Annotated in this window: 24 protein-coding genes and 1 tRNA gene; 11 read left to right on the top strand and 14 right to left on the bottom strand. The window is 65.4% G+C overall.

All coding sequences use genetic code 11. The features are described from left to right. Positions 1 to 358 (top strand): hypothetical protein (locus BM125_RS20145; protein ID WP_217647814.1); only part of this gene is annotated, 358 nt, incomplete at its 5' end. Positions 359 to 440: 82 nt separating this feature from the next. Here the strand turns inward: BM125_RS20145 and BM125_RS06215 are convergent. Then, positions 441 to 1,088 carry a response regulator gene (locus BM125_RS06215; protein ID WP_092405996.1) on the bottom strand — a complete coding sequence of 216 codons (648 nt, stop codon included), beginning with the start codon at positions 1,086 to 1,088 and terminating at the stop codon, positions 441 to 443. A gap of 362 nt (positions 1,089 to 1,450) precedes the next feature. Between BM125_RS06215 and BM125_RS06210 the strand changes: the two genes are divergently transcribed. After that, positions 1,451 to 2,263: a sterol desaturase family protein gene (locus BM125_RS06210; protein ID WP_139224880.1), complete on the top strand. Its 813-nt coding sequence runs from the start codon at positions 1,451 to 1,453 to the stop codon at positions 2,261 to 2,263. A gap of 955 nt (positions 2,264 to 3,218) precedes the next feature. Here the strand turns inward: BM125_RS06210 and rlmB are convergent. Then, positions 3,219 to 3,959: a 23S rRNA (guanosine(2251)-2'-O)-methyltransferase RlmB gene (gene rlmB, locus BM125_RS06205; protein ID WP_092405992.1), complete on the bottom strand. Its 741-nt coding sequence runs from the start codon at positions 3,957 to 3,959 to the stop codon at positions 3,219 to 3,221. A gap of 223 nt (positions 3,960 to 4,182) precedes the next feature. After that, positions 4,183 to 6,471 (bottom strand): ribonuclease R, encoded by a 2,289-nt coding sequence (gene rnr / locus BM125_RS06200; RefSeq protein ID WP_092405990.1) that lies wholly within the window; start codon positions 6,469 to 6,471, stop codon positions 4,183 to 4,185. Positions 6,472 to 6,712: 241 nt separating this feature from the next. On the opposite strand from rnr, the gene BM125_RS06195 reads away from it, so the two are divergent. Beyond that, positions 6,713 to 6,797 (top strand) — tRNA-Leu (locus BM125_RS06195). A gap of 204 nt (positions 6,798 to 7,001) precedes the next feature. Here BM125_RS06195 and BM125_RS06190 read toward each other — a convergent pair. The 7 genes from BM125_RS06190 to miaA form a co-directional block, all read right to left on the bottom strand. Continuing rightward, positions 7,002 to 8,294, bottom strand: a complete 1,293-nt coding sequence (locus tag BM125_RS06190; protein WP_092405988.1) for an adenylosuccinate synthase — start codon at positions 8,292 to 8,294, stop codon at positions 7,002 to 7,004. A 151-nt stretch (positions 8,295 to 8,445) separates the two neighbouring features. Further along, positions 8,446 to 8,631, bottom strand: a complete 186-nt coding sequence (locus tag BM125_RS06185) for a DUF2065 domain-containing protein (RefSeq protein ID WP_092405986.1) — start codon at positions 8,629 to 8,631, stop codon at positions 8,446 to 8,448. 7 nt (positions 8,632 to 8,638) lie between these two features. Beyond that, positions 8,639 to 9,499: a protease modulator HflC gene (hflC, locus tag BM125_RS06180; protein WP_092405984.1), complete on the bottom strand. Its 861-nt coding sequence runs from the start codon at positions 9,497 to 9,499 to the stop codon at positions 8,639 to 8,641. 1 nt (position 9,500) lies between these two features. Further along, positions 9,501 to 10,619, bottom strand: coding sequence for an FtsH protease activity modulator HflK (gene hflK / locus BM125_RS06175; RefSeq protein ID WP_092405982.1), 1,119 nt, complete (start codon positions 10,617 to 10,619; stop codon positions 9,501 to 9,503). 133 nt (positions 10,620 to 10,752) lie between these two features. Beyond that, complete coding sequence (gene hflX, locus BM125_RS06170; RefSeq protein WP_092406047.1) at positions 10,753 to 12,093, bottom strand: ribosome rescue GTPase HflX; 1,341 nt, start codon at positions 12,091 to 12,093, stop codon at positions 10,753 to 10,755. Between the two features lie 5 nt (positions 12,094 to 12,098). Further along, positions 12,099 to 12,356, bottom strand: coding sequence for an RNA chaperone Hfq (gene hfq / locus BM125_RS06165; protein WP_092406045.1), 258 nt, complete (start codon positions 12,354 to 12,356; stop codon positions 12,099 to 12,101). Positions 12,357 to 12,519: 163 nt separating this feature from the next. Further along, the gene (gene miaA, locus BM125_RS06160; RefSeq protein ID WP_092405980.1) at positions 12,520 to 13,464 is read right to left on the bottom strand and encodes a tRNA (adenosine(37)-N6)-dimethylallyltransferase MiaA; all 945 of its coding nucleotides are present in this window, start codon (positions 13,462 to 13,464) and stop codon (positions 12,520 to 12,522) included. Positions 13,465 to 13,625: 161 nt separating this feature from the next. On the opposite strand from miaA, the gene BM125_RS06155 reads away from it, so the two are divergent. The 5 genes from BM125_RS06155 to ispA all read left to right on the top strand — a co-directional run bounded on the left by BM125_RS06155 (position 13,626) and on the right by ispA (position 19,421). Next, positions 13,626 to 15,665 (top strand): putative bifunctional diguanylate cyclase/phosphodiesterase, encoded by a 2,040-nt coding sequence (locus BM125_RS06155; RefSeq protein WP_092405978.1) that lies wholly within the window; start codon positions 13,626 to 13,628, stop codon positions 15,663 to 15,665. Between the two features lie 117 nt (positions 15,666 to 15,782). Then, positions 15,783 to 16,805: an L-threonine 3-dehydrogenase gene (gene tdh, locus BM125_RS06150; protein ID WP_092406043.1), complete on the top strand. Its 1,023-nt coding sequence runs from the start codon at positions 15,783 to 15,785 to the stop codon at positions 16,803 to 16,805. Positions 16,806 to 16,848: 43 nt separating this feature from the next. Beyond that, on the top strand, positions 16,849 to 18,177 hold the full coding sequence (gene tilS / locus BM125_RS06145; protein ID WP_092405976.1) for a tRNA lysidine(34) synthetase TilS: 1,329 nt from the start codon (positions 16,849 to 16,851) through the stop codon (positions 18,175 to 18,177). A 24-nt stretch (positions 18,178 to 18,201) separates the two neighbouring features. After that, positions 18,202 to 18,456, top strand: coding sequence for an exodeoxyribonuclease VII small subunit (locus tag BM125_RS06140; RefSeq protein ID WP_092405974.1), 255 nt, complete (start codon positions 18,202 to 18,204; stop codon positions 18,454 to 18,456). Between the two features lie 80 nt (positions 18,457 to 18,536). Then, complete coding sequence (gene ispA, locus BM125_RS06135; RefSeq protein ID WP_092405972.1) at positions 18,537 to 19,421, top strand: (2E,6E)-farnesyl diphosphate synthase; 885 nt, start codon at positions 18,537 to 18,539, stop codon at positions 19,419 to 19,421. Positions 19,422 to 19,429: 8 nt separating this feature from the next. On the opposite strand, the gene BM125_RS06130 is transcribed toward ispA, so the two are convergent. Further along, positions 19,430 to 19,837 carry a DUF4870 domain-containing protein gene (locus BM125_RS06130; RefSeq protein WP_092405970.1) on the bottom strand — a complete coding sequence of 136 codons (408 nt, stop codon included), beginning with the start codon at positions 19,835 to 19,837 and terminating at the stop codon, positions 19,430 to 19,432. A 70-nt stretch (positions 19,838 to 19,907) separates the two neighbouring features. After that, positions 19,908 to 21,263 carry a metalloprotease PmbA gene (gene pmbA, locus BM125_RS06125; RefSeq protein ID WP_092405968.1) on the bottom strand — a complete coding sequence of 452 codons (1,356 nt, stop codon included), beginning with the start codon at positions 21,261 to 21,263 and terminating at the stop codon, positions 19,908 to 19,910. A 67-nt stretch (positions 21,264 to 21,330) separates the two neighbouring features. Between pmbA and yjgA the strand changes: the two genes are divergently transcribed. Continuing rightward, positions 21,331 to 21,867, top strand: a complete 537-nt coding sequence (gene yjgA, locus BM125_RS06120; RefSeq protein ID WP_092405966.1) for a ribosome biogenesis factor YjgA — start codon at positions 21,331 to 21,333, stop codon at positions 21,865 to 21,867. An 8-nt stretch (positions 21,868 to 21,875) separates the two neighbouring features. Here the strand turns inward: yjgA and tldD are convergent, their stop codons facing one another. Next, positions 21,876 to 23,318 carry a metalloprotease TldD gene (gene tldD, locus BM125_RS06115; RefSeq protein WP_092405964.1) on the bottom strand — a complete coding sequence of 481 codons (1,443 nt, stop codon included), beginning with the start codon at positions 23,316 to 23,318 and terminating at the stop codon, positions 21,876 to 21,878. Positions 23,319 to 23,490: 172 nt separating this feature from the next. Here tldD and BM125_RS06110 point away from each other — a divergent pair, with 172 nt between their 5' ends. Together BM125_RS06110 and BM125_RS06105 are read left to right on the top strand one after the other, a co-directional pair. Continuing rightward, entirely contained in the window at positions 23,491 to 23,682 is a 192-nt protein-coding gene (locus BM125_RS06110; RefSeq protein WP_217647817.1) for a hypothetical protein, read from the top strand. Between the two features lie 130 nt (positions 23,683 to 23,812). Next, positions 23,813 to 25,774 carry a DEAD/DEAH box helicase gene (locus BM125_RS06105; protein ID WP_092405962.1) on the top strand — a complete coding sequence of 654 codons (1,962 nt, stop codon included), beginning with the start codon at positions 23,813 to 23,815 and terminating at the stop codon, positions 25,772 to 25,774. 144 nt (positions 25,775 to 25,918) lie between these two features. On the opposite strand, the gene folE2 is transcribed toward BM125_RS06105, so the two are convergent. Then, positions 25,919 to 26,872: a GTP cyclohydrolase FolE2 gene (folE2, locus tag BM125_RS06100; protein WP_092405960.1), complete on the bottom strand. Its 954-nt coding sequence runs from the start codon at positions 26,870 to 26,872 to the stop codon at positions 25,919 to 25,921. Between the last annotated feature and the right edge of the window lie 2 nt (positions 26,873 to 26,874).

The following is a 26,874-nucleotide window of genomic DNA, read 5'->3' as shown; positions in this document are numbered from 1 at the left end:
GACTTCGGCTCCGACCCAGACTTCGGCTCCGACCCAGACTTCGGCTCCGGTCCAGGTTTCCGCGCCGGTCGGCACCGCCGAGGTGAAGCCGACGCCAGCACCGACACCGACACGGCCCCAGGGTAACGCGCCGGTCCAGGACCTGTTTTCGGTTCCGACAGGCTCGACCCGTGGCCGCTCCGAATTGCCCATCACGGCGCCGTCGCCGATCCTCGCCATGCAGCCGCAAGTCGCTGCCGAAGTAGCGAAGACCTTTGCAACAAAGCCTGAAGCGACTGCATCGACAACGCCGACCGAGAAGAGCGTGAAGTCGACCGTCAGCGAGGATGCTTCGGAGTCCAGGAACGACAAGCCCTAACGATCGGGCGAGACGCGACGGCGCCCGCTGTCGCGTCTCGCACCTCAATCCGTCCAGCGAGCCTTTTCAGCGGCCAGCCCCGTCAGCGGGTGCCGTTGGCATCGAGCAGGCCGTGCAGGCCGGCCATGTGCGCGAGGGTTACCGAGTTGTCGATTGCCAGTTTCTCGAACAGGCGATACTTGTAGGTAGCAACCGTCTTGCTGCTGAGACTGAGCCGCTCGGCAATCAGGGGCATCGGCTGGCCTCTTGCGAGCAGGAGGGCAACCTCAAGTTCACGCGTCGACAGGCTTTCGAAGGGTGATTGTCCAGATCCATCGACGACTTCCAGCGCCATCGCCTCTGCGATGCCAGGCGCAAGGTAGCGCCGGCCGTCTGCGACCTGGCGGACTGCGCGCAGCAGTTCCGGAGACGGACATGCCTTGGTGATGTAGCCACTTGCGCCGGCCTCGAGCAGGCGACGAGGAAATGGCGACTCGCTGACCATGGTCACGATCACGATGCGCGTCTTCAGCTTCAGCTTGCGCACGCGTTCGGTAACCTCGATGCCACTGACGCCGGGCATGTGCACATCGACCAGCGCGAGGTCGGGCTTGAGCTTCTTGAGCAGGGCCAGGCCGAGCTCCCCGTCCGGCGCCTCCCCCACGATCTTGATGTCCGCCTGCTGCTCGAGGATCATGCGAAATCCCGTGCGTACCAGTTCATGGTCGTCGATGAGGACGATTCGAATCATTCCCTGTTCCCCTGTGACTGCAAGGATCAGTCTGTCCTGTTCAGCCAGCTCAGACAAGTATTGGCCCGTTCGGCCGCCAATGTGCGGCACGGTTTCCAGGCGCGACAAGTTGCCCGGCAATGGCCAACCGCCCGGCTGTGGGGCGGCCACCGGGTCCTTCGACGCTGCTTTGGCTGGGCGCTGTAATTCGCCGGGCGCGGCAGCACGCCCTGAATCCCATCCCGGGGACGCCGGAAACGCAGGTCCACGAACCGGAATCACCCCGCCCATGCAACGCTTCGCCGACGCATTCGCCCAGTCCTGGGTGAACCTCAAGATCGTCGCTGTCGTCTTCCTGGTCGGGTTTGCTGATCGAACGGCTGATGCCCGCACAACGCAGGCAGCCGCTCCGATATATCGCCTTCAACCTGGCCTACGTCGCGTTTGTCATTTTTCTCAATACGCTGATCCTGCCGCCACTGATGGCACTGATGCAGCCGATCGTCCGCGATCACGGTCTCGCCATTCCCCTCGCCTTTCCGGACGGGGCCGGCTGGCAGGTCCTTCAGGCCCTTGCGTTCTTCTTCATCTTCGATTTCTTCTATTACTGGTTCCATCGCGCCCAGCACACATTCGCGGTCGCCTGGCCCTTGCACAAGCTCCACCATTCCGAAGTGTCGGTGAACGTCACCACGACGCTCCGCCATCACTGGCTGGAGGAACCTCTGCGGATCTGGCTGATCCTGTTGCCGGTCGGACTGCTGTTCGACCAGAAGCCGGTTACCGTCGGCTGGATCGCGACCGGCATGATGCTGATTGGCTACTACGTGCATCTCAACATCCGGCTACCGCTCGGTCCGCTGACACCCGTCATAGCCGGGCCGCAGTGGCATCGCCTGCACCACTCGGTGGAACCGCAGCACACGGATCGCAATTTCGCGTCGCTGTTTCCAGTCTTCGATCTCGTGTTCGGCACCTATTGCAGGCCACGCAAGGGCGAATACCCCGCTACGGGACTGCATTCGGCCGAAGACCTGAATGGCCCGCTCAGGGCAACCCTGTCACCTTTCCGCGACTGGCACGCCATGTTCCGCAACCGGCGCGAACCGGCGGGCGAGAAAATCGAGCAGGCTGCGGTCGAGCGCAAGGCTGACCAGCAGGGCCACACCGATCGAGAGCAGCGCGTAGGACAGTAGTAACAGGACGCCGGTTGCGGGTTCGGACGCGGTCATCGACAGGCCCTTGGCATCGGCCAGACGAAGCAGGGTCATGTGCGTCAGCAGACCCGAATAGGCGCTGGCTGCCAGTACGCGTGCCGATCGCCCCATCGTCCTGCTCGCGTCCATCGAACACACCCAGGGCAACAGGGCCGCCCAGGTAAAATCGCCGAGCGGAAACAGCAGGATCCGGGCCGCCAACGACGTGTCCAGCGGAACCCACAGGTGGATCGAGGAGGTGGCCACGAGCATGCAGAGCGACACAACGGCCAGCCATCCACGCCAGCGCATGATGGCTTCATATCGATGGATCCAGAACCAGGCGACGAGGACGCCATAGAACGGCAAGTCCAGGCGCGCGATCAGGATCCTGCGCACTCCCTCGTCGAACGGGGGCTCGCCGAGCACCACCAGAAGGCCGCGCACGGCTTGACCCGCGACCAGCAGGCCGAAAATCACCAGCAGCCCCGAACGGAACGTCTGTTGACGCAACATGCGGCAGGTGATCGGTACGGCCAGGGCGACCATCGCCGCCGCCGCCACGATCCAGGCTTCGCCGAAGAATCGTGGATGTGGCCAGGCCAGGTTCTGGGTCAGGGTCAGGTAGGCAATCAAGTGCGGTCGTTCCGCGTCGGCCGGGAGCAGGACCAGATTGCAGAGCAGGAATACCACGTACAACGGCCATAGGCGCACCAGCGACCGCAGCGAGTCCTGCCGCACGGAAGGTGCGGGCGTCCTTCTCAGTGCACGTTCGGCGAGCAGGAAGCCGAAGGAGACGAGGAACACCTCGACGCCCATGTGCCCGAGCAGCATCCACAGGGTGTCCGGCAGATGGAACGGCGCAAGCCAGTAACCGCCATGGCAGACGATCAGCGCGACGCCGGCAACGATTCGCAACAGGTCAAGTCCGGGCATCCGCACTTCCTGCCTCCTCTTACAAGGTTCGCTGGCGCAGGACCTCGAAGAGCACGATCCCGGTGGCTACCGACACATTGAGGCTCTCGACGCTGCCGCGCATCGGAATGTGGGCGACGAAATCGCAGGCCTCGCGGGTCAAGCGACGCATCCCCTCCCCTTCACTACCGATGACGATTCCAACGGGCCCCTTGAAATCCCCGGCATACAGCGATTGCGTACCGTCGCCGGCAAAGCCCGTCAGCCAGACCCCGGCATCCTTCAGCACCTTGAGGCTCCGTGCCAGGTTGGTCGCCGCGAAAAACGGCACGCGGTCGGCCGCCCCGGCCGAGGCGCGGCGAACCGTAGGCGTGATGCCGACGGCCTTGTCCTTCGGCACGATCACTGCGGTGACCCCGGCCGCCTCGGCACTGCGCAGACACGCACCGAGGTTGTGCGGATCGGTGACGCCGTCGAGCACCAGGAACAGGGCCTCCTCGCCGGCGCGCTCGATCAGCGCGGGCAATTCACTCTCGCTTCGCGGCGGCGGCGCCCTGTACATGGCGGCAATGCCCTGGTGACGGGCTCCACCGGTCATGCGGTCCAGATCCGCCCTGTCGCGCGCATGCGGCTTGATGCCCATGTCGCGCGCGCGTTCGGCGAGATCGCGCACGCGCGGATTCTGCTGGCCGGCCTCGACATAGAGTTCGGCAATGTTGCCGGCATCGTAGTTCAGCGCGGCCTCGATCGAATGGATGCCAAACAGGAGTTCAGTGCTCATTGGAAATCGCTTTCAGGGTCAATGCACAGTGTGACGCCTTGCGGCGCGGCCGACCAGCCGCAGCGCCGCACAGGGGCGCTTGCGGTGCCCCGACTTGTTCGCCCACACGCCCATCTCCGTTGCATTCCCGGCTCGCGCCGCCCCGACTGAGCACAGGCGGAATGCCAGGCAGGCCGCCCGCCAAACCCCAGCCCGCCCTGGTCCGGAAATCCGGAACCGGTTCCTAGCGATTGCCCTTGGCCGAAGCCGGTTCGGCCACCAGACGAAAATCGATCTTGCGATCCTCGAGGCTTGCGCGCAAGACCTGGATGCGGACCGGATCGCCGAGGCGGAACGACAGGCCCCGGCGTTCGCCGCTGAGCAGGTGGCGCTTCGGATCGAAGTGATAATAGTCGTTCGGCAACTGGGTGATGTGGACGAGGCCATTGATCTTCGATTCGCTGAGCTCGACGAACAGGCCGAACGAAGTGACCCCCGAGACCACGCCATCGAACTCGCTACCGACGTGTTTCTCCATCCACGCGCACTTGTAGCGCTCGTCGACGTCGCGCTCGGCTTCCTGGGCCCGGCGCTCGTTGTGCGAACAATGCACCGACATCGACGACATCCGGGTTGGCGAATAGGTGTAGCTGGCCGGCTTGCCACCGCTGATCGCAAAGCGGATCGCACGGTGCACGAGCAGGTCCGGATAGCGACGGATCGGCGAGGTGAAATGCGCATAGGCGTCCAGCGCCAGGCCGAAATGCCCGGTGTTCTCGGGCTGGTACACGGCCATGCTCTGCGAACGCAGGATCACCGACTCGATCAGGCTGACGTCGGGCCGGTTGCGGATCTTGCGCAGCAGCGCGGCGAAGTCGGCAGGCTTGACTTCGCCGGCCGGCGGCAACTTGAGCTTGAACTCGCGCAGGAACTCGAGCAGGTCCTCGTACTTGGACGCCGGTGGCGGCTCATGCACGCGGTACGGTGCCGGGATGCGCTTCCTGAGCAGGAACTTCGCCGCCTCGACATTCGCCGCGATCATGCACTCCTCGATCAGCTTGTGGGCGTCGTTGCGCGGCTCCGAGCCGAGCTGGATGACCTCGCCCGAGGCAGCCAGGCGGAACTTGACTTCCGTGCTTTCGAAATCGATCGAGCCGCGCTTCTGGCGGGCCCTGGCCAACATCTTGTAGAGTTGATGCAGGCTCTCGAGGCGCGGCACCAGGTCGGCCAGTTCGGCGCGCGCATCGGGTTGCCTTTCGCCGACCGCCTCCCAAACCCGCGTGTAGGTGAGCCGGGCATGCGAGCGCATCACGGCATCGTAGAAGTCGGACGAAACCACCTCGCCGGTGCGATCGACCTGCATGTCGCAGACCATGCACAGGCGGTCGACCTTGGGGTTCAGTGAGCAGATACCGTTGGACAAGGTCTCCGGCAGCATCGGCACGACGAAGCCGGGAAAGTAGACCGACGTGGACCGCAGGTAGGCTTCCTCGTCGAGCACGCTGCCGGTCCTGACGTAGTGCGAAACGTCGGCGATGGCGACAATCAGACGGAAGCCCTTCGCGTTCGCCTCGGCATAGACCGCGTCGTCGAAGTCGCGCGCATCCTCGCCGTCGATCGTGACCAGGGGCAGCGAGCGCAGGTCGACGCGACCCTTGATCTCGGAAGCCAATACCTGCGGATCGACCTCGGCTGCCTGGTGGATTACCGCCTCCGGCCACGCATGCGGCAGGTTGTGGCTGGCGATCGCCATCTCGACGATGATCGAGGGGGTCAGGCGCTCGCCGAGCACGGCGAGAATGCGCCCCATCGGTCCGCGATGCTGGGTCGGCGGGTCGCTGATCTCGGCGATCACGATTTGCCCGGCGCGAGCGCCTTGCTCGTCGCCCGGCCGGATCAGGATGTCCTGATGCACGCGCCGGTCATCGGGTGCGACCAGGGTCAAGCCGTCCTCGACGATGACGCGTCCGACCAGGCGTGATGGACGCCGTTCAAGGACTTCGACGATCGCGCCCTGGCGGCGGCCCCGGCGATCGACGCCGACGACGCTGCCGAGCACGCGATCGCCATGCAGCACCGTGCGCATCTGTGCCGGCGACAGGTACAGGTCGTCGCCACCTTCATCGGGCTTCAGAAAACCGAAGCCCTCTGCATTGGCGATGATGACACCGGGAATGAGATCCAGCTTCTGGGCGACGCCATAGCCGCCGCGACGGTTCTGCAGCAACTGCCCATCGCGAACCATGGCCGCGAGGCGCTTGGTCAGGGCATCGATATCCTGTTCGCTGCGCAGGCCCAGGGCGGCGGCCACCGCCTCGGTCTTGAGCAGGGAGGCCTGTTCGGCCAGCAGGCTCATGATCGCCTCCCTGCTTGGAATCGGGCGCTCGTAGCGCTGGGCTTCGCGCTGGGCAAACGGGTCGCTCGGCCTGGGCGACCACGAGCCCGCGCGGGCGGCAGACCCCGCGCGCTTGTCCGGCTTGCCGGGTGTGCCGCGCTTGCCGGACTTCGGCGAGGTCGTCGCGCTTTGCGGCATCCACGGCGGCAGCTTGGATTTCGCGGTCTTTTTCGGTCCGGGCTTGGAGGTTCCGGAAGTTTTCTTTCGCACTGGGACGGGTCCTGTTTCGTGCCTGCGCAAGGCAGGGTTGGAGCCTGGTGTTCAGGCGGATTCACCGGCAAGCGATGAATCCGGAGTCATTGTGCGCGCTGGATCATTGACAGTCTGCCATGGCCCACGTATCTTTCGCGCCCCCGGTGGCGACAGCGCGTCGGGGTTTGCCCAGGTGGCGGAATTGGTAGACGCACTAGCTTCAGGTGCTAGCGGGGCGACCCGTGGAGGTTCGAGTCCTCTTCTGGGCACCATATCGAAAGAAAACCGCCGCAAGGCGGTTTTTTTTCGATCCGGGAATGGGGAATGGGGAATGGGGAATGGGGAATGGGGAACCGGAAATGGATGAAACGGATCCTGCCAGAGTTCAAATCCCGGGAATCGCGACAACGTACCTTCAATTGTCTGCTTTCCCCTACTCCCTATTCCCTGCTCTCCATTCCCCATTCCCGCTTCAATCAGGCAAACGGATCGCGCAGGACGATCGTGTCGTCGCGGTCGGCACCGGTTGCGACGAGCGCGAGGTGACATCCGGACAACTCCTCGACCGCGCGCAGGTAGGCCCGCGCCGCTGCCGGTAGCCGGTTCCATTCTCGCACGCCCGAGGTCGGCTCTTCCCAGCCGGGAAAGTCGAGATAGACCGGCTTGCATTCATCCCAGCCATCCGCATCGAGCGGAGCCAGGTCGCGGCGCTTGCCGCGGTACTCATAGGCGATGCAGACCTTGATCGTCGGCAGGCCATCGAGTACGTCGAGCTTGGTGATGGCCAGGCCATTGATCGCATTGATCTGGGTCGCACGCTTGAGGGCGACCAGGTCGATCCAGCCGCAGCGGCGCGGCCGGCCGGTGCTCGCGCCGAATTCGTTGCCGCGCTTGCGCAGCGCTTCGCCCATTTCATCGTCGAGTTCAGTCGGAAACGGACCGCCACCCACGCGGGTCGCGTAGGCCTTGCAGATCCCGAGCACGTAGTCGATGTCGCTGGCGCCGACGCCGGTCCCGGCCAGGGCGCCGCCGATGGTCGTATTCGAAGACGTCACATAGGGGTAGGTGCCGTGATCGATGTCGAGCAACGCGCCCTGCGCCCCTTCGTAGAGAATGTGGTCGCCGCGCCGGCGCGCGTCGTACAGCAGCGTCGATACATCATCGATCATCGGACGCAGGTATTCGCTGTAGTCGAGCGCTTCGTCGAGCACCTTCTGATAGTCGACGCCGTCGGTCTTCAGCCACTGGGTCAGGATGAAGTTGTGGTAGTCGACAGCCGTGCGGACCTTTTCGGGCAGTTCGGACGGATACATGAGGTCGGCCACGCGGATGCTGCGCCGGGCCACCTTGTCCTCGTAGGCCGGGCCGATGCCGCGTCCGGTCGTGCCGATCGCCTTGGCCCCCGATGCCCTTTCGCGGGCCTGATCGACGGCGATGTGGTACGGCATGATCAGGGGCGTGGCCGGACTGATCTTCAGGCGCGTCCGGACCTCGACGCCCTCCTCCTCGAGTTCGGTGATTTCCTTGCGCAGCGCGGCCGGCGAGAGTACGACGCCATTGCCGATCAGGCATTGCACGCCCGCGCGCAGGATGCCCGAGGGGATCAGGTGCAGGACCGTCTTCTTGCCGTTGATGACAAGCGTGTGGCCGGCGTTGTGGCCGCCCTGGAAGCGCGCAACCAGGCCGACCCGCTCGGTCAGGAGATCGACGATCTTGCCTTTGCCTTCATCGCCCCACTGCGCACCCAGAATTACTACCGAATTGCCCATGATGTTCTCTTGTGTTCGTTGTCGGTCCCCGTTATGGGGCGATGTCAGTGGAGCGGGAATCGAGAATGGAGAATAGGGAGTGGGCAAAGCAGAACGGGAAGCCGCTTCTGCTGTAACCCATTCCCTATTCTCCATTCCCCATTCCCGTCCATCAATGCACCATCTTCAAAGCTACCAGCCCGCAGCCCATCATGATCGCACCGACGATGCGCAAGGTGCGCTCGTCGATCTGCTGGATGCGGTCGGCCATGCGCTTCCAGGCGCCCGGCGCGGCGAACAGGAACAGTCCTTCGATGACTACGACCAGGCATAGCGCCGAAACGAGTTCGACCGGCATGCCGGGCCTACTTGCTGTCTTGCAGGTAGTGCAGGAACTCGGATTTCGGATCGAGGACGAGTACGCCGTTGTTGGCCTGGAAGGCCTCACGATAGGCCTCTAGGCTGCGGTAGAACGCGTAGAACTCCGCGTCCTTGCCGTACGACGAGGCATAGATCTCGGCGGCCTTGGCGTCGCCCTCGCCGCGCCCGCTCTGGGCCTCGCGATAGGCTTCGGCCTTGATGATCTGGACCTGGCGATCGGCATCCGAGCGGATCCGTTCGGCCGCCTCGTTGCCTTCAGCACGCAATGCATCGGCGACCTGCTTGCGTTCCGAGCGCATGCGTTCGTACACGGAACGCAGCACCGAACTGGCCTCGGGCAGATCGACCCGCTTGATGCGCACATCGATGATCTCGATACCGAGGTTGCGGGTCTTCAGATTGGCGTTCTCGACCAGGGTGTCGGTCAGGTCGGAGCGCGCACTCGACACCACTTCCTTGAGCGTGCGCGAATTGATCGCGGTGCGCATGCCGTCCTTGATCGTCGGTGCGAGTCGCTGCTGCGCGCGGTCCTGGTCCCCGGCCACGGAGGTGTAGAAGCGGGTCGGGTCGGAAATCTTCCACTTGACCACGAAGTCGACGTTGACGTCCTTCTTTTCCGAGGTCAGGTAGCGTTCTGCGGCTGCATCGAGCGTCTGCAACCGGCTGTCGAAGCGCAACGCCTGCTGCATCAGCGGAATCTTGAAATGCAGGCCGGGCTTGTAGCCGGATTCGACGATGCGCCCGAACTGCAGGAGGATGGCGGTCTGCCCTTCGCGTACGACGAAGACGCAATTGATCGCCAGCAGGATCACGCCGGCGATAAGAATGCTCACGATCGGGCGCATGTCAGCGACCTCCCTTGTCGGATTCGGCGGCGCTCATCGCCGCTGCGGCGTCGGCCGATGGCGGGGGCGGGCCGGCGGCGGGCACCGGGATCTGCAACAGGTTCTTGCCGCCAGTGAAGTCGATGATCTTGGGCGTGCCGCTGACGACCTGCTGCATGGTTTCGAGGTAAAGCCGCTTGCGCGTCACTTCGGGCGCGGCACGGTACTGGCTGGCGATCAGGTCGAAGCGCTGGGCGTCGCCCTCCGCCTTGGCGATGCGCTCGGCCTTGTAGCCCTGCGCCTCGGCCAGGATGCGCGCCGCCTCGCCACGCGCCTCGGGAACGACGCGCTTGGCATAGGCATCGGCGACGTTGCTGGCGCGCTGGCGGTCTTCGCGCGCGCTGATCGCGTCGTCGAAGGAATCCTTCACTTCCTGCGGTGGCCGCACGTTCTGGAAGTTGAGGTCGTTGACCTGCAAGCCGGCGTGGTAACGCTCGAGCGTCTGCTGGAGCACCTTCTTCGCCTGCTGGGCCAGTTCGGCGCTGGGGTTTGCGACCGGCTTCTCGCCCTCGAGCGGTTCGACCCGCTGATCCGGCATGATGGCATCGAGCTTGCTGGTGCCGATGACCTCGCGTACCGCGCTTTCCGCCGCCTGCTTGAGGGTCTGGTCCGGATCGCGGGTTGCGTAGAGGAACAAGGTCGAATCGGCGACCTCGTACTGGACGTTGAATTCGACCTGGACGATGTTCTCGTCGCGCGTCAGCATGCGCACCGTGTCCGAGATGTTGCGCACCTCCTGCACGTTGACCTCGCTCGCGCTCTCGATCGGACGTGGCCATTTCAGGTTGAAGCCTGGCGGCATCGTGCGCGAATACTCGCCGAAGCGCAGGACCACGGCTTCCTTGCCGGCGTTCACCTGGACCCAGGAATCGAACAGGACCCAGGCAATCAGCAGGCCGATGATCGCAAGCAGGACGCCGCCGCCATTGCGGCCCGCGCCTGGGGCGCCACCGCCACCGCCGAACAGCCGCCCGAACGCGCCCTTGATGCGCTGGATGGCGTCGTCGAGATCATTCTTGCCGCCTCCATTGTCCTTCCAAGGATCGCGCTGTTTGCCGCTACCGGGTTCGTTCCAAGCCATTGAGCCATTCCTGTTTGGACTCTGCCGCGCCATCCGATCGCCAATTCCGGTGGAATCATGCGCTGGAGACCGGAGAGCTGATGCCAAGCGCCTTGCCCAAGGGTAGCCGCGACTGGACTGCCGCGGAGGCGCTTCAATAATGAGTGTCTTTCGAATGATTGTAGGTAGCCCCATCAGTCGGGGCAAGCAAGGCGCCTTTCAACCATGCACCATGGCCTCCAGGCATGCCGAACAGCGGTTCGATCAACGACCGCGGGGCATCGATCTCGATGCGCCAGCCGCTTTCGTCGGCTTGCTCCGAGGCCACCATGCCAAGTTCATGCAACCTTGCGCGCAGCCGTCCCGAGGTCGCCGGCACCTGCAGGACCTGGTGTACCCGCTCGCTGGCCAGGGCCTGGCCGACCGCCTCGAGCAGGGATCCGATGCCGATCCCGTCACGAGCCGAGACCCAGGCCCGTAGGGGACCGTCCTGCTCGAAGCGCTCGACTCTCGGTACATCCGACTGCAACCGGTCGATCTTGTTGAACACCAGCACCTGGGGCAGATCGGCGGCACCGATTTCCGCCAGCACCCGCTCGACATCGGCGATGCGCGTATCGCGCTCGGGATCCGAGGCATCGATGACATGCAGGAGCAGGTCCGCTTCGCGCGCCTCGGCCAGGGTGGAGCGGAACGCGGCGACCAGATCGTGCGGCAGGTCGCGGATGAAGCCCACCGTATCGGCCAGCACGATCGGCCCGCATTCGAGTCCGTCGATGCGCCGCAGGGTCGGGTCGAGCGTTGCGAACAACTGGTCGGCGGCATATACGCCGGCTCCGGTCATCGCATTGAACAGGGTCGATTTGCCGGCATTGGTGTAGCCAACCAGGGCGACCAGGGGCAGCGCACTGCGCTCACGCGAGCGGCGCGCCTGGGCACGCTGGACCTCGACCTTGTCGAGGCGCTTCTGCAATTGCTTGACGCGCGCCCCGAGCAGACGGCGGTCGATTTCGAGCTGGGTTTCGCCCGGGCCGCGCAGCCCGATCGCACCGCCGCGCTGGCGCTCGAGATGGGTCCAACCGCGGACCAGACGCGTCGACAGATGCTTGAGCTGGGCCAGTTCGACCTGCAGCTTGCCCTCATGCGATCGCGCGCGCTGGGCAAAGATGTCGAGGATCAGGCCGGTGCGATCGACCACGCGGCACTCGGTGAACTTCTCGAGGTTGCGCTCCTGGACCGGACTCAGGGTGTGGTTGACGAGGATCAGATCGGCATCGAGGGCCTGCTTCTGGGCCTTGAGCTCCTCGGCCTTTCCGGTGCCGATGAAGTAGCGCGGATTGGGCTTGTCGAGTCGCGCAGTCAGCGTGCCGACCACGCCGGCACCGGCCGAACGGGCGAGCTCCGCGAACTCCTCGAGCAGCGCCGGATCGTGCTGACCGGGCGGTTGCGCCTGCAGCAGCAGCGCGCGTTCGCCTTTTTTCGATCGATCAAACAGTTCGTCTACTCGGATTCGTGGGGTTCGCCGGCATCGGCTTCTTCGTTGCCGCTGATGCGCACGTTGCGGCTCGGCACGACGGTCGAGATGGCATGCTTGTAGACCATCTGGCTGACCGTGTTGCGCAGCAGGACGACGAACTGGTCGAACGATTCGACGGTGCCCTGAAGCTTGATGCCATTGACCAGGTAGATCGAGACAGGAACGCGTTCGCGCCTCAGCGCATTGAGGAACGGATCCTGCAGTGACTGTCCTTTGGACATTATTATTCTCCTGAACCCTTGCCCCGAACCGGGAAAAAAGCCCTGCGCCATCTTCGAGCCGGCCCCGAACGGGGCCAGGGATCGAACGCGCAGCGCCCCGGCACACAGACCTGAATACTAAACCAATGGGCGCCCGAAGAGAACGTTCGCATGGGAATTGCGCTCAGCTTTCGAGAAAGTCCCGAACGGCCCTGTCGAGGCGGTCCGGAACCTCGGTCAGGTCGGGATCGAACAGACGCGCATCCAGTTCCGAGCGCAACCAGGTGATCTGGCGCTTCGCCAGTTGCCGGGTGGCGTGTATGGCGTCGAGTCGAAAACGGTCGAATCCGATCCTTCCGTCGAAGTAGGCCCAGGCCTGACGATAGCCGACGGCGCGCATCGATGGCAGATCCGCCGAAACCTCCGCGAGGCCGCGCAAGCGGCGCAATTCCTCGATCAAACCGGCCTCGATCATGGTGTCGAAGCGAGTCGCGATGCGTGCATGCAAGGGCGCCCGGTCGCGCGGCAGCAGGGCCAGCTTGAGCACCCGATAGGGCAGCCGGGACCGGATCCCGCCGTGCTGGTCCGAAAGCGGCTTGCCGCTGAGCGCTATGACCTCGAGCGCGCGTTGCACGCGCTGGCCGTCGTTGCGATCGAGCCGCGCTGCGGTTGCAGGGTCGAGCCGGGCCAGGCGCTCGTGCATGCACGCCTTCCCGAGCCGGCCCGCTTCCTCGGCCAGAAGGCGACGAAGCGCCGCATCGGCCGGCGGCAGCGGCGACAGGCCGCGTTCCAGTGCGCGGAAGTACAGGCCGGTTCCGCCAACCAGCAGCGGAATCCTTCCCGCCGCCACGATCTCGCCGATCGCGGCAAGCGCATCGTCGCGGAATTCGGCCGCCGAATAGGGCTGGTCGGGATCGCGGATGTCGACCAGCCGGTGCGGGTGCGCGGCCAGTTCCTGCGCATTCGGCTTCGCCGTGCCGATATCCATGCCACGGTAGACCAGCGCAGAATCCACGCTGACCAGGTCCAGCGGATGCTCAGCGGCGAGTCCGCAGGCAAGCCGGGTCTTGCCCGAAGCGGTCGGCCCCATCAGGAAGATGATGCGCGGTCGACGGTCTTCGCGATTCATGGGGCGATTCTATTCCACGCAGCGAGCACGCGGCGGTCACGTCCCTGGTCGGCTTGAGGCTAACCGCTCGCGCTTTTGGGCCTTTGATGCAAAAACTTTGACAAATGCGCCTCCACTAGGCTCACATACCTGTCTGCGAGCGCAAGGGCGGACTCTTCACAATGAACGACTGGTCGATCCTCGACCTGGTGGTGTATTTCGTCGGGTCGCTGGTCGCCCTGACCCAGGCGATAGTCTTTGCGCATTATTTTCGCCTGTTCCGACGCGACCACCTGTTGCTGTGGTCGGTGAGCTTCCTGTCGCTGTCGATTTATCTTGCCGCGTCCGGCTCCTCCTGGATGCTCATGAATGCCATGCCTTCCGGGCATCCTTTCCGGCTTGGCCTGTCCTGTCTGTCGCTGGTCGCCGCCTACACCCAGGTAGCGGCCCTGATCATGGGCACGATGGCGATCTGGCGAACGCAGCGCTGGACGCGGGTCCAGATCGGCCAGGCCCTGATTTTCGCCAGCCTGTTCGGACTGCTCAGCGGCCTGGCTTTTGCCTTTGATCCGCAATACGCCCAGGAGCGGCATTTCCTCCGGGTCGGACTGCGTTACCTGATCACCGGACTGGCCGCATTGGGCATGGGCATTGCGATCGCCCGGGTCTGGCCTCGGGGCCGGCTTGGCCAGCAGTTGACCGCGGTCGCATTGACCCTCTACGGGTTCGACCAGTTGCACGTGTTTTCCTCCTACGCGCTGATTGCCAGCGGCGGCAGCAACTGGCCATGGGCAAAGTTCACCAACGTATTCAGCCTGATCACGCAGTTGTTCATTGGCTACGGCCTGGTCATCTGGCTGCTCGAAAACGAACGCGACCGCGCCGAAAGCGCGACCGATGCCGCCGAACGCCTGCGCCTGTTCGACCAGTTGACCGGACTGCCCAACCGCTCGCAGATGCTGGGTCACCTCGGCCAGCAGATGCAGCATCCGAACGGTGCCGTGCTGTTGCTCGTGCGCCTCGACAATCTCGGCAACATCGCCGTTGCCACCGGCATGGATGGCGTCGATATCGCACTGGCAACCAGTGCCGAACGCATCGAGGAGGTGGCTCGGTCGAACGGCATGGTTGCAGCGCGACCGGGCGCCGATCATATCGCCCTGCACGGCGCTGGCCTGGGCAGTGAAACCGTGTCCCAGCGCATTGCCGAAAAGGTGCTCGCCGCCCTGGCGTTGCCGGTATTCTGGAATGGCCGCGAGATTGCACTCGAGGCCAGCGTAGGCGTAGCCCTCGCGCCCAAGGATGCGGTCACCGCCGACGCCCTCCAATCGTGCGCGGAGATGGCGCGCGCGCGCGCCCAGGCCGAAGGCGCCATGCGCTATCGCTTCTATGCACCCGACCTCGATGCTGCCGCACGCAGTCAGCTGGCCTTGCAGTCCGAGTTGCGGACCGCCTTCATCAACAACGAATTCGTCCTAGAATTCCAGCCGATCCTGGATGGCTGGAGCCTCGAAATCTGCGGTTTCGAGGCGCTGGTGCGCTGGCAGCATCCGCAACGCGGGCTACTCGCTCCCGATGCCTTTATTGGCCAGCTCGAACCGCTCGGCCTGGTCGAGGCACTCGACATCTGGGTGCTCGAACAGGCCTGCAACTGCGCCCGGAAGTGGCAGCGACCCGACCGCGAGGCACTGACGGTAGCGGTCAACGTATCGGCCTACAGCTTCCAGCGTCGCTCCTTCCCCGACATGATCCATGCCCTGCTCGAGCGCACCGGCCTGGCCGCGGCCTGCCTGGAGATCGAAATCATCGAATCGATCGCACTCGGGCATCCGGAGCATGCGGCATTGAGCATCGACCGCCTGCGGGACCTCGGCGTCCGCGTCATGCTGGACGATTTCGGCACCGGCTTTTCCTCGCTAAAGCACCTGCGCCAGCTGCCTTTCGACGGCCTAAAGATCGACCACAGCTTCGTCGTCGACGTCCTGATCGATCCTCGCGATGCGGCGATCGTGCGGGCGATGCTGTCGCTGGCCCACAGCCTCGGCCTCGAGGTCGTCGCGGAGGGCATCGAGACCGCAGCGCAACTGGCATGGTTCCAGTCGGCCGGCTGCGATCGCCTGCAGGGCTTCCATTTCCATCGCTCGATGTCCCAGGATGCCGTCATCGACCTGCTCCGACTCGGCGAACCCGCTGTCGCAAGCCGGCAGATGCCGGTTTCCTGAGGACAGCACCGAGGTGATGGCCGCCTGAACGGCCCGCCCGGCAAGGCCGCCGTGGGTCGCCGCTGAACCCGTATAATGCGGCTCCGGTTTTTCAGGTATCAGGACATGTCGAACACGATGAAGGCGCTGGTCAAGCGCGAAGCGGCCAAGGGTATCTGGATGGAACAGGTGCCGCTTCCGGAGATCGGCCCCAACGATGTCCTGGTCAAGCTCGAGAAGACCGCAATCTGCGGCACCGACCTGCATATCTACCTCTGGGACGAGTGGTCGCAACGCACGATCAAGCCCGGGCTCGTGATCGGCCACGAATTCGTCGGCCGCATCGTCGAAATTGGCGCCGGCGTTCGCGGCTACGAGATCGGCCAGAGGGTTTCCGCCGAAGGCCACATCGTCTGCGGCGTCTGCCGCAACTGCCGTGCAGGGAAACAGCACCTGTGCCCGCACACGGTCGGTATCGGCGTCAATCGTGCCGGCGCCTTCGCCGAATACGTGGCCGTGCCTGCTTCCAATCTCTGGCCGATCCCCGACCAGATCCCGTCCGAGCTGGCCGCATTCTTCGATCCTTACGGCAATGCCGCGCATGTCGCGCTCGAATTCGACCTGATCGGCGAGGACGTCCTGATCACCGGCGCCGGCCCGATCGGCATCATCGCCGCCGGCATCGCCAAGCACGTCGGCGCCCGCAACGTGGTGGTCACCGACGTCAACGACTATCGCCTCAAGCTCGCTGCCGACATGGGCGCGACCCGCGTCGTCAACGTCTCCAAGCAATCCCTGCTCGACGTGGTCAAGGATCTGCACATCGAAGGATTCGATGTCGGCATGGAGATGAGTGGCAACCCGCGAGCCTTCAACGACATGCTCGAATGCATGTATCACGGCGGCAAGATCGCCCTGCTCGGCATCCTGCCGCGCGGCGCCGGCGTCGACTGGGACAAGATCATCTTCAAGGGCCTCACCGTGCAGGGCATCTACGGCCGGCGCATGTATGAAACCTGGTACAAGATGACGCAGATGGTCCTCAGCGGATTTCCACTGCAAAAGGTGCTCACCCACCAGATTCCGATCGACGATTTCCAGAAGGGCTTCGAGTTGATGGAATCCGGACACTGCGGCAAGGTCGTTTGCTCATGGAATTGATCCGCCACCGGCACCGTTCCTGCCGGGCGCCCTGAGATCCGCCATGCCCGGTCGACTGCGCGACCTCTTGCGCAACGCACTGGGCACGCTGCCGCAGGGCCCGATTGCCGTGGCCCTGAGCGGAGGCCTCGATTCCTCGGTGTTGCTGCATCTGCTCAGCGGCCTTCCCGAGGCTCGCCAGCGCGGCCTGCGCGCCATCCATGTCGATCACGGCTTGCACGCCGACAGTGGCGTGTGGTCGGCACAGTGCGCGCGGGCGTGCGCCGACTGCGAGGTGCCCCTGACCGTGCTGCGCACCGAGGTAGAACGCGGCCGCAGCGGCTTGGAGGCCGCAGCCCGGCGTGTCCGCTTTGCAGCCCTGCAGTCCGCGCTCGTCGAGGGGGAGATCGTCGCCTTCGCCCATCATCGCGACGACCAGGCCGAAACCGTGCTGCTCAAGCTCCTGCGCGGCGCCGGGCCCGAGGGGCTCGGCGCCATGCGCACGCTGCGGCGACTCGGCGAGTTTCTCGCCTGGCGGCCGCTGCTCGGGATTTCGCGATCGCTGTTGCACAGCTACGCCGACGCGCAGCAGTTGCGCTGGGTCAGCGATCCGAGCAATGCCGACACCTTGATCGACCGCAACTTCCTTCGTATCGAGATCCTGCCGCGACTGCGTGCGCGCTGGCCCGAGGCCGATGCCAGCATCGTGCAAAGCGCGAGCTGGGTACGCGCCGCCGCCGATTTCATCGAAGCGGAATCGATCCAGGCCCTGGCGCGGGTGCAGGGTCTGGATCCGCACACGCTGCGCCATCGCGACTGGTTGGCTCTGCCCGAAGCCCTGCGCGACCCGGTCTTGCGGCGGTGGCTGCGTGGCATCGGGCTGCCCGGGCCGAATCAGTACCAGGTCGCCGAGCTGGTCCGCCAGCTTGCCGAAGCGGGCGAGGACAAGCTTCCCTGCATCCGCTGGCCCGGCGCCGAGTTGCGTCGCTACCGCGACCTCGTGTACGCCTTGCAGCCGCTGCCCGCGCCGAGCGTGGGCTGGGAGCGCGACTGGGACGGTAGCGCGCTCAAGTTGCCGGCTTCACTCGGCACCCTTAGCCTCGTCGGCGTGGATGGAGAAAGCCCGCCGCTGACGAACGGCCAACGCCTGCGCGTACGCTTTCGCCACGGCGGTGAATCCCTGCGGCTGGCGGCCGGAGCGCACCGACGCGAACTGCGCGACCTGTTCCAGGAGGCGGGCATTCCACCCTGGAAACGCGGCAGGATTCCGATGGTTTTCGACGAGCATGGCGAGCTGCTGGGCGTCGGCGATCTGTGGCTGAGCGATTCGGGCCGCTCGCTGTTCACACGACTGCGCCGGCAATTGCACTGGAACCATGCATTGACCGCATGAGGGCGGCAGGCTAGCCTTCGCCGCATGTCCACAATCAGCCCTGAAAACCCCGACAAGGTCGCCGAATTCGAGCAGTCTCTCGACGAGCTCGAGAAGCTCGTTTCGCGCATGGAAGACAGCGAAATGGGGCTGGACGAATCGCTCAAGTCATTCGAGCGTGGCGTCGCCCTTTACCGCAACTGCCAGAGTGCGCTCGAGCAGGCCGAACTGCGGGTCAGGCAGTTGCTGGACCCGGCCAAGCCGGAGTCGGCCGAGCCGTTCGATCCCGACACGCCCTAGTACCGGCCCTCTTCTAACGCGGACACGCTCCGAATTCCGCGCAGGTATCCGCCATCAATCCTCCCGACACAGCATTCGAACTGACGCCGACTCTGCGCGCATTGGCCGCGCACGCCGACGCGGCCCTGGCCCGTTCCCTGCCCGCGGTGCAGCAGCCGCCCGTGGAATTGCACCGGGCCATGCACTACGCGGTCATGGGCGCTGGCAAGCGCATGCGTCCTCTCCTGGTTTACGCCACTGGCTGCGCATTCGGTGCACCGCTGGAACGCCTCGACGCTTGCGCCGTGGCGGTCGAGGTCATCCACGCCTATTCGCTGGTCCACGACGACCTGCCGGCCATGGACGATGACGACCTGCGCCGCGGTCGCCCGACCTGCCATATCGAGTTCGGCGAAGCGATGGCGATCCTCGCCGGCGACGCGCTGCAGGCGCTCGCATTCGAGGTGCTGGCCAATGATTCCATGGCCGGAATCGATGCGCGTACCCGCCTCGAGATGCTGCGCGTGCTCGGCCATGCCTGTGGATCGCATGGGATGGCCGGCGGCCAGGCCCTCGACCTGGCCGCGGTCGGCAAGCTGCTCAGTGCGCATGATCTCGAACGCATGCACGTGCACAAGACCGGCGCCCTGATCCGTGCCTCGGTGCGCCTCGGCGCCCTGGCCGCAGGCTGCAGCGACCCGTCCTTGCTCGGTTCCCTCGAACGCTACGGCCACTGCATTGGCCTGGCCTTCCAGATTCGCGACGACATCCTCGATGTCGAGGGCGAGGTCGAACGCATTGGCAAGACCCTTGGCAAGGATGCCAACCAGGCCAAGCCGACCTATCCGGCCATCCTCGGCCTGCAGGCTTCGGCCGCTCACCTCGCCGAACTGACCGAAGAAGCCCTCAACGTGCTGGAACCGATGGGCGAATCCGCCCGCGACCTGCGCGACCTGGCCCGCTTCATCGCCGAACGCGACAACTGATCTCGCGATCAGTTGATCAGGCGCAGGGTCATCGGATAACGGTAGCGGATGCCGTTGTTGGCGTTGACCGCGGCGATGATCGTGAACACGATCCAGTACACGAACAGGGCCAGGCCGAGCGGAATCGTCAGCAGCAGGCCGAGCCCCAACGTGATCAGGGTGATGATCCACAACCCGAGCGCGGCGAGCAGCACGGTGATATTGAAGTTGAGCGCTTCCTTGGCCTGATCACCGGCGAACGGCAGGGTGTCGCGCTTGACCAGCCAGATGATCAGCGGACCGAGCACGCAGCCCAGGCCGGTCACGATGAAGGCACTGAATGCGGAAAGATGGCCCAGCAGGGCCCAGGTGCGCTCGTCGCCGACCGGCGCGACGTCGTCATGCGTAGGGACCTGCGGTTCGACTTCGACGTTCATGCGTGTTCTCCGTTACCGAGCTTGCAGGATCACAGTGCGATCGCGGTGGCGGCGAGTCAAGGGCAGGAGGTCATGCCCCGGCTACGGTCAGGCGATCGAGCAGGATCGAGCCGGTCATGACGTGCGAACGGCGATCGACATCGCTGCCGACGGCAACGATGTTGGCGAACATCTCGCGCAGGTTGGACGCGATCGTGATTTCCTCGACCGGGTAGGCGATCTCGCCATTCTCGACCCAGAATCCGCTGGCGCCGCGCGAGTAGTCGCCGGTGACCAGGGAAACGCCCTGCCCCATCAGTTCGGTGACGACCAGTCCGCTGCCCATGCGCCGGAGCAGTGCAGCCAAATCGTCGCCGCCATTGCTGACGATGATGTTGTGCACGCCGCCGGCGTTGCCAGTGCTCCTCATGCCGAGCTTGCGGGCCGAATAGCTGCCGAGCAGGTAGCGGGCGAGGCGACCATCGCTGACCAGGTCGGAATCGCGTGTGGCGACGCCCTCGATATCGAACGCAGCCGAGCCCGGGCCGCGCCGGATATGCGGACGCTCGACGATCTGCATGAACTCCGGAAAGACCGGCTTGCCGATGTGGTCGACCAGGAAACTCGCGCGCCGGTAAAGCGCGCCGCCGCTGACCGCCGAGAGGAAGTTCCCGATCAGGCTGCGCGCGACCGGCGGCGTGAACAGTACCGGGCATTGCCGGGTATCGAGCTTGCGGGCGCCGAGACGCGCAACGGTACGCTCGGCGGCCTTGCGACCGATCGATTCCACGTCGGGGAAATCACCGGCGCATCGCACCGATTCGTACCAGTAGTCGCGCTGCATGCCCGAGGCATCCTCGGCCAGCAGTGCCGCGGAGATCATGTGCCGGGTATCACGTTCGCGCGAGAAGAAGCCGTTCGAGGTAGCGCCGACCGCGAGCGAGGATCCGACCTGCACGGTGGCACCTTCGGAATTGCTGATGCGCGGATCGAAGGCGCGACCGGCTGCCTCGCAGCGCAGCGCCAGCTCGGTGGCTTCCTCCGTGGTGATGTCCCAGGGATGCCAGAGGTCGAGATCGGGAAATTCGTGCGCGAGCAGGTCCGCATCGGCCAGCCCGTTGCACGGGTCCTCCTCGGTGTGGCGCGCGATCGCGCAGGCATGTTCGATGGTCTTTTCGATCGAGTCGGGATTGAGGTCAGCGGTACTCGCCGAGCCCTTGCGCTTGCCGAAATAGACGGTCAACGAGAGTCCGCGATCACGCGTGTGCTCTATCGCTTCGACCTCGCCGAGGCGCACACTGACTTCGAGGCCGACGTCGACGCCGACGCCGACATCGACTTCGCTGGCGCCCTTGCTGCGACAGCGCCGCAGGACGTCCTCGGTCAGCGTCGCCAGCCGGTCGAGCTCGGTGATGCTGTCATCGTGATTGGTGATTGCCTGGTTCACGCCTTATCCTCTGGATCCATTGCCTGCGCCCTGTCTGTTCGAGAGGGCCCTTACCTGCAGATTGCCGATGTCCCACGATGAAACCGATGATGCCTTCGATGGCCCGAGCCGCAGCCAGCTGCGCCGCGAAGCGATGGCCATTTTCAAGATGGCCGAGACCCTGGCCACGCTTTCCGACGCCCAACTGGTCCGCATTCCGCTCGAACCTGCGTTGATCGATGAAGTCCGCCGTACCCGCGCAATCCCGCAGCCGATCGCGCGCAAACGCCAGACCCAGTACCTGGCCAAACTGCTGCGGCGGCTCGAGGACGAGGAAATCGCCGCCGTTCGCACCGTACTCGACAGCGATCGCCAGCAATCCAACCGCGAAACTGCCGCGCTGCACCAGCTCGAAGCCTGGCGTGACCGCCTGATCGCCGAAGGCGACAGCGCGCTCGACGAGCTGCTGCTGCTGCACCCAGCCGCCGACCGCCAGCACATCCGCAACCTGATCCGTCAGGCCAACAGCGAAGCGAAGAACCAGAAACCGCCGCGTGCCTCACGCGAACTGTTTCGCACCTTGCGCGAATTGCAGGTCGCATCGGATCCATCCGCCTCCGCCTGAGCGCGCGCTCAGGCGGCCGTTCCGCCGACCGTCAGATTGTCGATCTTCAGGGTCGGCTGGCCGACCCCGACCGGCACGCTCTGCCCATCCTTGCCGCAGACGCCGACGCCCTGGTCGAGCTTGAGGTCGTTGCCGATCATCGATACGTGCTTGAGCACCTCGGGACCGGCGCCGATCAGGGTCGCGCCCTTGACCGGCCGGGTCACCTTGCCATCCTCGATCAGATAGGCCTCGCTGGCCGAGAAGACGAACTTGCCGTTGGTGATGTCGACCTGGCCGCCGCCGAAATTGACCGCATAAAGGCCGCGCTTGACCGAGCGCAGGATCTCCTGCGGATCCCTGTCGCCGGCCAGCATGTAGGTATTCGTCATGCGCGGCATCGGCAAGTGGGCGAACGATTCGCGACGACCGTTGCCGGTCGCCTTGACGCCCATCAGGCGCGCATTGAACTTGTCCTGGATCAGGCCCTTCATGATGCCGTCCTCGACCAGCACCGTGCAGTTCGACGGCGTGCCCTCGTCGTCGACGCTGAGCGAGCCACGACGTCCGGCCAGGGTGCCGTCATCGACGATGGTGACGCCCTTGGCGGCGACGCGCTGGCCCATGCTGCCGGAAAACGCCGAGGTTCCCTTGCGGTTGAAATCGCCCTCGAAGCCGTGGCCGATCGCCTCGTGCAACAGGACGCCGGGCCAGCCCGGCCCGAGCACGACGGTCATGTTGCCGGCCGGCGCATCGACCGCTTCGAGGTTGACCAAGGCCGAGCGCACGGCCTCGCGGGCCAGAGACTGCGCTCGTTCGTTGGCGAACAGCTCATCGAGGCCGAAACGGCCGCCGCCGCCAGCGCTGCCGGTCTCGCGACGGCCGTTCTGCTCGGCGATGACCTGGACGTTGAAGCGCACCAGTGGCCGCACGTCGGCGGCCAGCGTGCCGTCCGAGGCGGCAACGAGAATCGTGTCGACCGTGGCCGAGACACTGACGATCACCTCGCGCACGCGCGCATCGAGCGAACGCGTGTAGGCATCGATGTCGCGCAGCAGGGCGACCTTGACCCCGCTCGACATCGTGTCGATCGGGTCGATCGCCGGATACAGCGGACGCGCAGCAACCGTCGTCAGCGGGCGGCCATTGCCGTCGTTGCCGGAGCGCGCGATGGCCCGCGCCGAGCCGGCCGCTTCGAGCAGGGCCGGCATGACGATGTCATCCGAATAGGCGAATCCGGTTTTTTCGCCGGACAGGGCGCGCACGCCGACGCCCTGTTCAATCGAGTGGCTGCCCTCCTTGACCAGGCCGTCCTCGAGCATCCAGGACTCGCTGCGCGAGTGCTGGAAATACAGATCAGCGCAGTCCACGGCCGGTGTCATCAGACGAGCGAACACGCGATCGAGATCCGAGGCCGCCAGCCCGCCGGGGCGCAACAGTCGGTTTTCGGCCTGCGCAATCAGTTCGCTCATGGGGTCGGATCTGCCGTGTGGGAAGACCCCCCGTATGGGGGCGGCCCCCCGGCGATACAAGCTCGATACACGCAAGCCCATGATTTATTGGCGATTAATGCAGTGTCCGATTACCGCTGGAGTCAGCTCTGCCGGAGCAGGATGGAGCCGGATATGCAATCAGGAGGCAGCCATGTCACGTGGAGACAAATCCGCCTATACCGACAAGCAGAAGCGCAAGGCCGAACATATCGAGGAGGGTTATCGCGAGAAGGGCGTATCGAAGGAGGAAGCCGAGAAGCGTGCCTGGGCCACCGTCAACAAGGAGGACGGCGGCGGCAACAAGTCCGGCTCTGGGCGCGGCAAGCACCCGCCGAAATCCTGAATGGCGCAAAAGCGCCGGGTTGCCCGCTCTGGCGAATGCGCGCGGCCGGGCCGCCAAATCGTTACAATGGCAGCCCTTCCTTCCCCGCTGGCCTGCCGGATTCCGGCCGTCGGCGCATCGAGTATTCCCCATGTCCAGCACGGCGACCGACGTCACGCCCGCCATTCCGAGCTTCAAGGACCTCGCCCTCGGCGAGCCCCTGCAACGCGTCCTTGCCGAGGTCGGCTATGAATCACCCTCGCCGATCCAGGCGGCCACGATCCCGCATCTGCTTGAAGGCAGGGATGTCCTGGGCCAGGCCCAGACCGGTACCGGCAAGACCGCCGCGTTTGCCCTGCCGATCCTGAACCGGCTCGACCTGCGCAAGAGCAAACCGCAGGCCCTCGTGCTGGCGCCGACGCGTGAACTCGCGATCCAGGTGGCCGAAGCCTTCCAGCGCTATGCCACGCATATCCCGGGCTTCCACGTATTGCCGATCTATGGCGGCCAGGCCTACGGCCCGCAGCTCGGTGGCTTGCGCCGCGGCGTGCACGTCGTTGTCGGCACGCCGGGTCGTGTCATCGATCACCTTGAGCGCGGCTCGCTCGATCTTTCCGAACTGACCTGCCTCGTGCTCGACGAAGCCGACGAGATGCTGCGTATGGGCTTCATCGACGATGTCGAGGCCGTGCTCAAGAAGACCCCTCCGACCCGTCAGATCGCGCTGTTCTCGGCGACCATGCCGACCCAGATCCGGCGCATCGCCCAAACCCATCTGCGTGAACCGGTCGAGATCACGATCAAGTCCAAGACCACGACCGCAGCGAAGACGCGCCAGCGTTACTGGCTGGTCAGCGGCATGCACAAGCTCGACGCGCTGACCCGCATCCTCGAGGCCGAGCCATTCGACGGGATGATCATCTTCGCGCGCACCAAGGTCGCCACCGAAGAGCTGGCCGAACGCCTGCAGGCGCGCGGCCTCGCCGCTGCCGCGATCAACGGCGACCTCGCCCAGGCCCAGCGCGAGCGCGCGATCCAGCAACTCAAGGACGGCAAGCTCGACATCCTCGTCGCCACCGATGTCGCCGCGCGCGGCCTCGACGTCGAGCGCATCAGCCATGTGCTGAACTACGACATTCCCTACGACACCGAGTCCTACGTGCACCGCATCGGCCGCACCGGCCGTGCCGGACGCGAAGGCGATGCGATCCTGTTCGTAACGCCGCGCGAGCGCAACATGCTGCGCCAGATCGAGCGCGCCACGCGCCAGCCGATCGAGATCATGGAACTGCCCTCGGTCGAGACCGTCAACGATCGCCGCATCACCCGCTTCAAGGACCGCATCACGACCGCGCTTGCCGCCAGCGACCTCGGCGTGTTCCGCAGCGTGATCGAGCAATACGAAACCGAGCACGACGTGCCGGCGATCGAGATCGCCGCGGCCCTGGCCCGGCTGGCCCAGGGCGACAAGCCGCTGCTGCTGGAGGCCAAGGCCAAGCCCGAGCGCCGCGAGTTCGATCCGACCGCTAGCCGCGAGCGCAAGGATTTCGCCAGTCGCAGCGAGCGTGGCCGCGACGAGCGCTCGCTGCGTGCCGAGCGCAGCGAACGGCCGCGCGCCGACCGGCCGCCCCATCCGCGCGCCGCGCGCACCGAGGCCTTCAGCAATCCGGCCGAGGACGGGCGCAAGCGCCCCGTCGAGACGCGCGAGCCGCGTGCGCGCGCAGAATCGGACCATCGGCCGCCCGAGCCGGGCATGGAAACCTTCCGCGTCGAGGTCGGCCACATGCACGGGGTCAAGCCCGGCAATATCGTCGGCGCGATCGCCAACGAAGCCGAGCTCGACAGCAAGCACATCGGCCGCATCACGATCCGCGAGGACCACAGCCTGGTCGACCTGCCCGAGGGCATGCCGTCGGAAATCCTGCAGCACCTGAAGAAGGCCTGGGTCGCCGGTCAGCGCCTGCGCATCAGCCGCGGCACGGCTGGCGAGCCGCACGGCGAGCGCGATGATGCGGCTGGCGAGCGCGGCCCGCGACCGCCGCGAGCGGGGGCCAAGCCGAAGCACTTTGCCCGCGGCGGCTCCGGCCACGACAAGCCACGCAAGAAATACTGAGTCAGCGACCGGGTCCGGTCGGCACGCATCGCGATCGGTCAACTTCCTGGTAAAGACCGTCAGCAGAAGCGGGGCTCAACGACGCCCGCAGACATCCGCAACAGCCGCCACGGGTCAAACCATGGACGGGGCCTCGAGGTTCCCTCAGCGGGCGCTGTCGGCTGTGTAGCCGCCCTCGACGCCCTTGGTCGCATAGGCCACCGCATCGTGCGGATGCAGGCTTTCGAGGTGCGCGGCGCGCAGCCAGAAATCGACGATGCGCTCGTCGCCGTCGAGGGCGCGCTGCATGCGTCGTGCGGCGTCCTCGCAGAACATCAGGTTCTGCCCGTTGAGCAGGGCGAAGGCCTGTTCATCCTCGCGCTTGACCGCCGTTTGCACGGGCGTCTGCAGCGCGTTCTCGACCAGGTCGATCAGGTCGATGATCGGAAACTCGAAAGCGCTGGCCAGGCGCACGCGCACGCGCGCGCTGCTGCGCTGGCTGTGCGGCGTGGCCCGGATTCCGGCTTCGCTGCCGAGCCATTCCAGGACCGCACCACGATCCAGCGGTCTATCCTTGCCGAAGTCGGCCTCGAACTGCTCCTGGATCAGTTGCCGGGCGAGCGCCGCCGAGCACGGACAGGTGCTCGAATAGAGGACTTCGGTCTCGAGTTCGAAGGCGAATGCACCGTCCTGCATGCTCGCGTTGATGACCACCGGATAGGTCTTCCAGCCGCTGTTGTCGCTGGCCAGCGCCGGGCGCCGGACCATGTGGTCGAAGCGCACGCTGATCCGTGCGCGATCCGACAGATCGGCATGCGATTCGAGGAAATCACGCAACAGGCGGCGCAGCGAACACGGCGTCAGCGGTTCGCTGGACAGGTGCCGATCGACATGCAGATACAGGCGCGACATGTGGATGCCGCGAACGTCGGCACGCTTGAGGTTGACATGCGCGGCCACGCGCGCCGGCGATTGCACGATATCGCCATGGCCCCCGGCGAGGCGGACCGGCACGGCGATTTCGTCCATGCCGACCCAGTCGAGGCGGCCGGCGTTGCCGGCATCGGCCTCGGCGGCGATATCGGGCATCACGCGTGCGGTGTTCGGCGTTGTCGTCATCT

This window comes from Dokdonella immobilis (genome assembly GCF_900115085.1).
Classification (GTDB): Bacteria; Pseudomonadota; Gammaproteobacteria; order Xanthomonadales; family Rhodanobacteraceae; genus Dokdonella; species Dokdonella immobilis.
This window is presented reverse-complemented; position numbering and strand designations above follow the sequence as displayed.

Excerpts from the sequence above, each read along its gene's own strand:
- BM125_RS06215 (WP_092405996.1), bottom strand. The coding sequence starts at position 1,088 with ATGATTCGAATCGTCCTCATCGACGACCATGAACTGGTACGCACGGGA.
- BM125_RS06210 (WP_139224880.1), top strand. The coding sequence starts at position 1,451 with ATGCCCGCACAACGCAGGCAGCCGCTCCGATATATCGCCTTCAACCTG.
- rlmB (WP_092405992.1), bottom strand. The coding sequence starts at position 3,959 with ATGAGCACTGAACTCCTGTTTGGCATCCATTCGATCGAGGCCGCGCTG.
- rnr (WP_092405990.1), bottom strand. The coding sequence starts at position 6,471 with ATGCCGCAAAGCGCGACGACCTCGCCGAAGTCCGGCAAGCGCGGCACA.
- BM125_RS06190 (WP_092405988.1), bottom strand. The coding sequence starts at position 8,294 with ATGGGCAATTCGGTAGTAATTCTGGGTGCGCAGTGGGGCGATGAAGGC.
- BM125_RS06185 (WP_092405986.1), bottom strand. The coding sequence starts at position 8,631 with ATGCCGGTCGAACTCGTTTCGGCGCTATGCCTGGTCGTAGTCATCGAA.
- hflC (WP_092405984.1), bottom strand. The coding sequence starts at position 9,499 with ATGCGCCCGATCGTGAGCATTCTTATCGCCGGCGTGATCCTGCTGGCG.
- hflK (WP_092405982.1), bottom strand. The coding sequence starts at position 10,619 with ATGGCTTGGAACGAACCCGGTAGCGGCAAACAGCGCGATCCTTGGAAG.
- hfq (WP_092406045.1), bottom strand. The coding sequence starts at position 12,356 with ATGTCCAAAGGACAGTCACTGCAGGATCCGTTCCTCAATGCGCTGAGG.
- miaA (WP_092405980.1), bottom strand. The coding sequence starts at position 13,464 with ATGAATCGCGAAGACCGTCGACCGCGCATCATCTTCCTGATGGGGCCG.
- BM125_RS06155 (WP_092405978.1), top strand. The coding sequence starts at position 13,626 with ATGAACGACTGGTCGATCCTCGACCTGGTGGTGTATTTCGTCGGGTCG.
- tdh (WP_092406043.1), top strand. The coding sequence starts at position 15,783 with ATGAAGGCGCTGGTCAAGCGCGAAGCGGCCAAGGGTATCTGGATGGAA.
- tilS (WP_092405976.1), top strand. The coding sequence starts at position 16,849 with ATGCCCGGTCGACTGCGCGACCTCTTGCGCAACGCACTGGGCACGCTG.
- BM125_RS06140 (WP_092405974.1), top strand. The coding sequence starts at position 18,202 with ATGTCCACAATCAGCCCTGAAAACCCCGACAAGGTCGCCGAATTCGAG.
- BM125_RS06130 (WP_092405970.1), bottom strand. The coding sequence starts at position 19,837 with ATGAACGTCGAAGTCGAACCGCAGGTCCCTACGCATGACGACGTCGCG.
- yjgA (WP_092405966.1), top strand. The coding sequence starts at position 21,331 with ATGTCCCACGATGAAACCGATGATGCCTTCGATGGCCCGAGCCGCAGC.
- tldD (WP_092405964.1), bottom strand. The coding sequence starts at position 23,318 with ATGAGCGAACTGATTGCGCAGGCCGAAAACCGACTGTTGCGCCCCGGC.
- BM125_RS06110 (WP_217647817.1), top strand. The coding sequence starts at position 23,491 with ATGTCACGTGGAGACAAATCCGCCTATACCGACAAGCAGAAGCGCAAG.
- BM125_RS06105 (WP_092405962.1), top strand. The coding sequence starts at position 23,813 with ATGTCCAGCACGGCGACCGACGTCACGCCCGCCATTCCGAGCTTCAAG.
- folE2 (WP_092405960.1), bottom strand. The coding sequence starts at position 26,872 with ATGACGACAACGCCGAACACCGCACGCGTGATGCCCGATATCGCCGCC.